We start from the raw sequence: 7,449 nt of genomic DNA, 5'->3' as shown, positions 1-7,449 counted from the left end.
CGGGTTCTGACAGAAATTCTATAATCGCAAAGGCAAAATAAATTAATTTATCTCTTGACTTTTAATAGCTGGTCTTAAAGCTTATCATCCAGGCATAAGACAATGATACTACAAACTCCGCCGATATTGATATAAGAACCTAAAATGAGCATAAAAAAAATACCCGAAGGCAAGCAAAACAAAGGCATTTACTTACTTGCATCGGATAGAAAATTTTATCATTTTCAAGAACCTTATATCAATATTTCCCTGCGGCGGCTCTTCTTGAGAAGATAGTACCCTCTGGCTTCACAAAACAAATTATGTTTATCAAAAGTTTGTAAGGTTAAATTAGACCCCTAAGTTTGTAAGACTAAATTAGACTGTTTTTGAAAAAGGGGTCTAATTTACTTTTACAATTAACTAAATTTATATGCTACAATCCTACAATCAAATTAGGTTGACTTTAGACTGAAATTGTACTAAAATTAGTCTAAAAGGTTTGGAGGAACGCTCTTGGAAGATGATCTTGTTTATTTAGATACATATATTATCCAGCAGGATATGCGAATTCGCATGCCCAAAAGCATACTCGAAAATCTGCAAGCAGAAAAAGGAAAGACTCGTTTAGAAATTTATTACGACAAGGTTAACGACTGTCTTGTCCTGAAAAAAGCTAAAAAAAGCGGTATTAGTCCCGAAAAAAAGACAAATGGCGAAGGAGACACGCAATGAATTATATTGGATCAAAGTACTCACTTATTGATTTTTTACAGGATACCATTTCGCAGGTTACCGGATATAAAAATGGCAATGGAATGATATTTGGAGATTTATTTGCGGGTACAGGAATTGTGGGAGCGACATATAAACAGAATGGATGGAAAGTTATTGCAAACGACATCCAATACTATAGTTATATTCTGACAAAGCACTATATAGAAAATTGCCCACCTATTGACACATCATTGATCGATGAATTAAACGCATTAGAAGGTATAGATGGTTTTGTTTACAACAATTATTGCGAAGGCTCCGGCAGCGGTAGAAACTATTTTACTAACAGCAATGGTAGAAAATGCGATGCAATTCGAATGCATATTCAAAAGCTGTTCGATAGTAAACAGATTTCCGAATCTGAGTATATTTTTTATTTAGCAAGCTTAATTAATTCTATAGATAGATATGCTAATACAGCATCTGTTTATGGCGCATTTCTAAAACATATTAAAAAATCGGCTCAAAAAGAGCTGATTTTAGAGCCTTTGCCACTAATTGATGGCCCGAAGGGGAGTGTATATAACAGAGATATAAATGAATTGTGTCGTGAAATATCAGGCGATGTCCTTTATTTAGACCCACCATATAATACACGCCAATATTGTTCTAACTATCATGTGCTTGAAACAATTGCTCGGTATGACAATCCTGAACTTTCTGGAATCACAGGTCTTCGCAAAAGTGACGATCAAAAAAGTAAATTCTGCTCAAAACGAACAGTTGTGGAAACATTCGATGATTTAATTAAACATGCCAATTTCAAATATATTTTCTTAAGCTATAACAACGAAGGACTTATGCCTTTAGATGTAATAAAAAAAATTATGAGCAAATATGGAGAATACAGCTTTTATACAAAGGAGCATAGACGTTTTAAGGCTGACAAAGAAGAAAATCGGAATATTTCCGCAGATTCAACGTTGGAATATTTACATTGCTTGATTAAGAGGTAGAAAATGGTAAGATATAACGACATAGATATGAATAATTGGAAAGAATATATAGACATTGAGACGGACTCCCTATGGATCATTGATAAGAGAGACAATTCTGGCGCACATTCCGGATATTACCATGGGAATTTTGTTCCACAAATTCCTTTCCAACTGCTTTCGCGATATACAAAAAAAGGCGACTGGGTTCTTGATCCTTTTATGGGAAGTGGGACAACATTGATCGAAGCTCAAAGAATGAGAAGAAATTCCATTGGAATAGAGATTCAAAAAGATGTTGCCAAAGAAGCATTATCTCGCATAAGAAAAGAAAACAATCCAGATTGCTCGGCTAAAGTGTGTGTGGGAGATAGTGCAAAACTCAATTTCGATGCTCTCTATGAATCACTGGGTATAAAAAATGTCCAGTTTGTTATTATGCATCCGCCATATTGGGATATTATAAAATTTTCTGATAATCCTAAAGATCTGTCTAACACTGCTACTTTAGATGATTTTTTAAACTCTTTCGGCGAACTAATAGATAATACTACAAAGCATCTTGAAAAAAACAGGTATTGCGCGGTGGTGGTAGGTGATAAATATGCAAACAGCCAAGTAATTCCTCTTGGCTTCTACTGCATGAATTTATTTTTGGAGAAAGGATTCTTGCTGAAAGCAATTCTGGTGAAAAACTTTGGTGATACAAAGGGGAAAGCAAATAAGCAAGGGATCTGGCGTTACAGAGCCCTTGCAAGCGATTTCTATATTTTTAAACATGAATATATTTTCGTATTCAAGAAAACAAAATGAAATCTTTGTTTGTGTATTTTATTAGGATTCACAAGTAAATCGTATCCCGTCGGCGGTTACTGAATAAGTAATCAATCTGATTGACGATATCTGTTAATTAGCTTTCTCTTCATAGTTAAATGCAGTGCATTTTGATACATAGTTATTTCGATGCTCTTCATTTTCAAACGTCTTAGCTAATATGACCGAAACGATTACTACTTTAATATCACTATAAAGAGTCGCAATATATTCTGAAACCCAAGTAATATACCGAGGAAGTTGCCAATCAATTATATAATCATATGTCTCAATTCATTTTAATTCTATAATATTTATCCTCACCGTATTCTCAGCCTTCTGCATAGTCATGACATCAATACTCTGCATTCCGGCTCTGCAAGACACTTAGTTAACGATCGATAAAGGTGACTCATCTTTATCGTCAATAAACTTTTTAAATGTTCATTGTCAATATTTTGCATTATATATCCTTGCAGATATGCCTCTTTTGCACGATTTCTTCTTGCTTTATAAAACAAGTGATTCATAAAGCTTATTAATGGCTTGCTGCTAGCATAAAGGTTATGTCGTTTGCTTTGAATTATACAATGATTCGTCTAGTAATATCTGAAATCAGAGCCATTCAAATAGATGTGTTCATTATTATCTTTAATTATATTGGAGAGTCGTTTTGATTCATATTATGTGGGAATGGTATGTCCATGTTCCTTTTTAAATTTGCGGTAAATCATGCTCCAACACATTTGGCTTGGATGACTTATATTATTGAGACTATCTAACACATCATGTTCTGAAACACTTACAGAGAAAATGGTTTTCGGTTCTATTCGTATTCTGAAATTTAAGCATACACCAAGTTCTGATGATAAATAATTATTTAATTTCTTATCATAAAAAGGTACACCGATTTCTTTAAACGTTCCAAAAAAACAATCCTTCATGTTCGTTCCTTTGTGTTAGACAAAATAATATTTTGTCAAAAGATTTTATTCTTGAAATATCAGCAATCATCCAATAGCCGTAAGTTCTACTTAGCTGTAATCCCGCCATTCTTTCTCCATGGATTAGAGTAATTACCTCCCTTAAAAACAAGACATCAAGTGCTGCACAAGTCCCAGAAAACATATCTTCCAAGAAATATTTAAAGGTTCTGTCATTTATAAAGAATACTTGCGTTATCATAATGGACTCTCCAGAAAATATAGTTTGAATTTATATATCCCCATTTTCTATTAATTTGATTATTCCATCCATGTTAAATCTGAATTTAAAGCAATCCCTATTTCTATGAACTTGAAAATTTCCCAATGTAATACCATTATACTTTAGAGTATTGCTTTCATTCCAAGTAGCAGGGCTTGACTTAGTAAACGAGAACAATTCTGGACGCCAACGAGGGGGAACAGCATTTCGGCCAAAAACCCTATATCCAATACTCCCATACCCTTCAAGTGCTGGAATTATATTGTAAAAAAAGATTAAATAATCACAATCAAACATATTTTGCCAATATCTATTGATTACAAGGGATATTTTATATATAGAGGTCTCCTTAAAATATCGATTCGGATCCTCAAAATATGTTTGTTCATCAACACCGATGATATCCTTAAAATATTCGTAATAAGTAAAGTGAGTGGGCTGACCAACCTTTTGTGGTGCTGCTCTACCAATATCCTTTTGATTTGTTTTCACTGAAAGAGTTTTATCTCCAACAAGTAAAAAATCTACTGGGTTCTGTCCTTCGGCAATATGTTTTACAGGATTGGGAATGGATTCAATTGAAAACAATTTCCTAAGATTCATTGAAGATATTAGTTTAGTAGTATTTTGGTCAGCTCTCGCTAAATAATAATGTGAGATAGGAACACTAAATGCCTCCGCTATTGCTACTTCAGCAGATATTCCGATTTCTTCGTTATTAAGATACGATGCCATTTATGAATCCTCCATTATTTTTTTTCGTTACATACGCCAACGCCCTTGAATAATTCACTAAGAGAAATTTCAAATCCGTCAGCGATTTTTTTTATATTTTCAAGTCCAATATTTCGCCTTCCAGCTTCAACAGAAGCGTAGTATGTTCTATCCATACCAATCTTAAGAGCAAATTTTTCTTGACTTATTCCTGCTTCTCTTCGAAGCTCCTTGAGGCGTTTGCCAAAATCTACTGTAATCAAATAATCACCTCCATTTTCAATTATATAAGTCACGGTCTATAAAACAACGGATTATAAGTCACACAATTTCAAAGACAACAAAAAAGCCCACTACCGAAATAGTAAGCTCCTTAAGTTAATTTTTTATTTTTTAATTATTCTCCAGTTATAATAAATCGCAAGTAATCTTTTATATCATCTTCAATAGTAGCAGACCAGCTCATATTCTCCTCTCTCGTAAGCGATGATCACAGATAAAACTGAGCCGGAGCAGGAAACATCTAAAAGCATACTTCCTGTTCTCTACATCTTTCTCTGTAGCTGTAATGCGTTTCTGCTGTTTTAACATGTTCGCAAGGATTATGGTAAAGGCGGTATATGCGGCAGTCTCAACGGCCTCGCTGCCTCCGCGAGCGTAAACCACGGGAATGCGATTTTATCCTCTCTGACCACAATCTCAATGCTCTCTGCTCCGATAGCTTTAAGGATAAGCAAGGATTTGCTTTCTACGATTTCAACGAGCAGATCCAAATCGACCAGTTCCTTTTCTGCGAGTGTGTTGGAAATCTCGATAGTCAGTCCGTCTGCTCTGACTCTGCGGTAAATCCTGTCTCAAAAAGTTGCTAATTATGTCTGAGCCATACAGGAACTCAATGCTGCAGTCTTTCAACATAACAATTTCTCCGATGTCATAGTTTCATGGAGGCATATTGCAGTAGACCAATTTCTCGCCTATCAGCTCTTTAATTGCGCCTACGAGGAACTTTCTCTTTGTGCCGTTCAGTTGCATTTTCGTACCATGTCATGTACCTACTTTGCTTTGGATAGGTACATATATCACTCTTTCCGGGCAGAATAGCAAGTGTTACATGTAATCTAAATGGATACTTTAATTGTCCATCCGGCCAAGAAGAAACTACCATGAAGGAGCACTTCTAATCTTACATTGTCTGTTTTCGTTGTCCCATTTGAAGAAGGTAGTCTTAAATTTGCTTGTTTTGGTAAATCTCTAAATTCAGCCATAAAAAGGTTGTTTATTTTTCCCTATCTTTTCTATGAAACCATCTACAATTCTTTTATCACTTAACATAGATTTTTTACGATTAAAATCATCTATTAGCTTTGTAGTCTTTATAACCCATTGTGACTATCCATACATACATCAAGGTTTTTGGAATCATTAGCATACCAATTAGAGGATAAATATCACCCCAGAGTACGACTGGTATATAAAAAACAAAAGACAAAGTTATTGCTAGATACATATTTTTGAAACTCTTGTCTTTATAATTCTTTGCACAGTTATATGCTATGACTACCATGATAATTCCCATTATCACAAATGGTATGTTTCTATATATTCCCCAATCTAAAGGCTGTATTTCGCTTGTCCATTGATTTTGAGGCATTGCTGTCAAAACCACTCTAGCTAAAGCTAATATCCAAATGGCAAAATCTAGTACTTTGTTTTTTATATTATACCTGTTTTTAAATATATAGTAGAGTATAATGTAAAATACTGTCATAGTAACAGATGTTACTGCTTTTCCAATACCTAATGAGTTTTTATAAACTTCAAATCCATTTGCTGTATTTAGAGCTAATATTCTCGGTACAAGATGAAAAGCATCTCCAAACCCCAAAATAACTGCCATAATTCCAAACAATCTCGAATTTGTTTTTTTATTGTTTTTAATGATCAAATAAAACCCCATAGAGATAACAAAAACTAAATAAATTATATCAAAAAGCGACTCCATCAAAACTCTCATAACATCACTCCTCGTAGATCTCATCTCAAAGAAATTATCTTTGGACACTAATTATATAATGGAGTGATTATATTTGTCAATTATTTCATATTTGTAATTGTTTCATTTTGTAATGATAAAAATAGCTCTTTATTTAACCTAAGTGCTAAAAGATTTTGGAGATGCAAGAATGATTAAACGTATATCCGAGAAAAATATTTAAAAAAACTGTATTGAAGTTGTTGAAGGAGCCTTAAAAAGCGTTTTACTTTAACTTTCATTTAGCACATTTAGTAGATTACAATTATTCTAATTTAAAGTATTCTATTAATACTATATAATTATACTTAACTAAGTTTTTAATTATGATTGGAGGAAATCAAATGATAGAAAACCAATGGACAAATAGTATAAAAGAATTGCTCCAAGAAGCAAACCTTGGAGATAGTATTTATTTTGACACATTAAATAAGGTTCCTTATGCACAGGAAATATTATCTTATGATTTAGACTTTGTAAAAGATAAAGAACACACGATGGCTTTTGAAACTGATTTGCTTATCTTTGAAAAAGATAAATCTATAAAACCACGAGTCATCATTGAATCTAAGATTACCAGCGTTACTACTCACGATGCTATTACATATAGTTATAAAGCACAGACCCATAAAAATGTGACTCCATATATCAGATACGGGATTATGCTAGGAAATAGACAACACTTCCCCTTACCCGGTAGATTGTTTAGGCATGGTACTAACTTTGATTTTATGATTAGTTTTAGAGATTTTATTTTATCAGAAGAAGAAAAATTAGCTTTTATAGATCTTATTAAGAAGGAGATTTCTTATTCACAAAAAATTGAAGAAATGATTTATGATAGTCGTATTAGAAATAGAAAACATTATTTTTTATTACAAAAGGAACTCCGACTTGAGGAAATGTTCTTTTAATTCTTAGATAGTTGCAGAATACAAAATTAAAAATATATAGAGTTATCCACAGCTAAAATTAAAAATTCAATAGATTTTG

At 33.2% G+C, this 7,449-nt stretch carries 8 protein-coding genes; 4 read left to right on the top strand and 4 right to left on the bottom strand.

Going from position 1 to position 7,449, the window contains the following annotated elements; translation table 11 throughout:
- Window positions 1-495 precede the first annotated feature (495 nt).
- From E4100_RS09115 to E4100_RS09105, 3 genes are read left to right on the top strand one after another with little or no spacing between them, the layout of a single operon-like run.
- Window positions 496-714, top strand: a complete 219-nt coding sequence (locus E4100_RS09115; protein ID WP_135271741.1) for a sucrose-6-phosphate hydrolase — start codon at window positions 496-498, stop codon at window positions 712-714.
- The gene (locus E4100_RS09110) at window positions 711-1,712 is read left to right on the top strand and encodes a DNA adenine methylase (RefSeq protein WP_135271740.1); all 1,002 of its coding nucleotides are present in this window, start codon (window positions 711-713) and stop codon (window positions 1,710-1,712) included. The genes E4100_RS09115 and E4100_RS09110 overlap by 4 nt, the downstream gene beginning before the upstream one ends.
- A 3-nt stretch (window positions 1,713-1,715) precedes the next feature.
- Window positions 1,716-2,504: a TRM11 family SAM-dependent methyltransferase gene (locus tag E4100_RS09105; protein WP_135271739.1), complete on the top strand. Its 789-nt coding sequence runs from the start codon at window positions 1,716-1,718 to the stop codon at window positions 2,502-2,504.
- A gap of 915 nt (window positions 2,505-3,419) precedes the next feature.
- Here E4100_RS09105 and E4100_RS09100 read toward each other — a convergent pair.
- The 4 genes from E4100_RS09100 to E4100_RS09085 all read right to left on the bottom strand — a co-directional run bounded on the left by E4100_RS09100 (window position 3,420) and on the right by E4100_RS09085 (window position 6,438).
- Complete coding sequence (locus tag E4100_RS09100; protein WP_135271738.1) at window positions 3,420-3,689, bottom strand: hypothetical protein; 270 nt, start codon at window positions 3,687-3,689, stop codon at window positions 3,420-3,422.
- 30 nt (window positions 3,690-3,719) lie between these two features.
- Complete coding sequence (locus tag E4100_RS09095; protein WP_135271737.1) at window positions 3,720-4,445, bottom strand: hypothetical protein; 726 nt, start codon at window positions 4,443-4,445, stop codon at window positions 3,720-3,722.
- Window positions 4,446-4,459: 14 nt separating this feature from the next.
- Entirely contained in the window at window positions 4,460-4,687 is a 228-nt protein-coding gene (locus E4100_RS09090) for a helix-turn-helix domain-containing protein (RefSeq protein ID WP_135271736.1), read from the bottom strand.
- A gap of 1,088 nt (window positions 4,688-5,775) precedes the next feature.
- Entirely contained in the window at window positions 5,776-6,438 is a 663-nt protein-coding gene (locus tag E4100_RS09085) for a hypothetical protein (RefSeq protein ID WP_135271735.1), read from the bottom strand.
- A gap of 362 nt (window positions 6,439-6,800) precedes the next feature.
- Between E4100_RS09085 and E4100_RS09080 the strand changes: the two genes are divergently transcribed.
- Window positions 6,801-7,370, top strand: coding sequence for a hypothetical protein (locus tag E4100_RS09080; protein ID WP_135271734.1), 570 nt, complete (start codon window positions 6,801-6,803; stop codon window positions 7,368-7,370).
- Window positions 7,371-7,449: the final 79 nt, after the last annotated feature.

This window comes from Soehngenia longivitae, from assembly GCF_004684055.1.
Taxonomy (GTDB): Bacteria; Bacillota; Clostridia; order Tissierellales; family Tissierellaceae; genus Soehngenia; species Soehngenia longivitae.
Note: the sequence above shows the minus strand (reverse complement) of the source record. Positions and strands in the feature narration are given on the sequence as shown.

Coding starts and splice junctions, on each gene's coding strand:
- E4100_RS09110 (WP_135271740.1), top strand. CDS start 711: ATGAATTATATTGGATCAAAGTACTCACTTATTGATTTTTTACAGGAT.
- E4100_RS09105 (WP_135271739.1), top strand. CDS start 1,716: ATGGTAAGATATAACGACATAGATATGAATAATTGGAAAGAATATATA.
- E4100_RS09100 (WP_135271738.1), bottom strand. CDS start 3,689: ATGATAACGCAAGTATTCTTTATAAATGACAGAACCTTTAAATATTTC.
- E4100_RS09095 (WP_135271737.1), bottom strand. CDS start 4,445: ATGGCATCGTATCTTAATAACGAAGAAATCGGAATATCTGCTGAAGTA.
- E4100_RS09085 (WP_135271735.1), bottom strand. CDS start 6,438: ATGAGAGTTTTGATGGAGTCGCTTTTTGATATAATTTATTTAGTTTTT.
- E4100_RS09080 (WP_135271734.1), top strand. CDS start 6,801: ATGATAGAAAACCAATGGACAAATAGTATAAAAGAATTGCTCCAAGAA.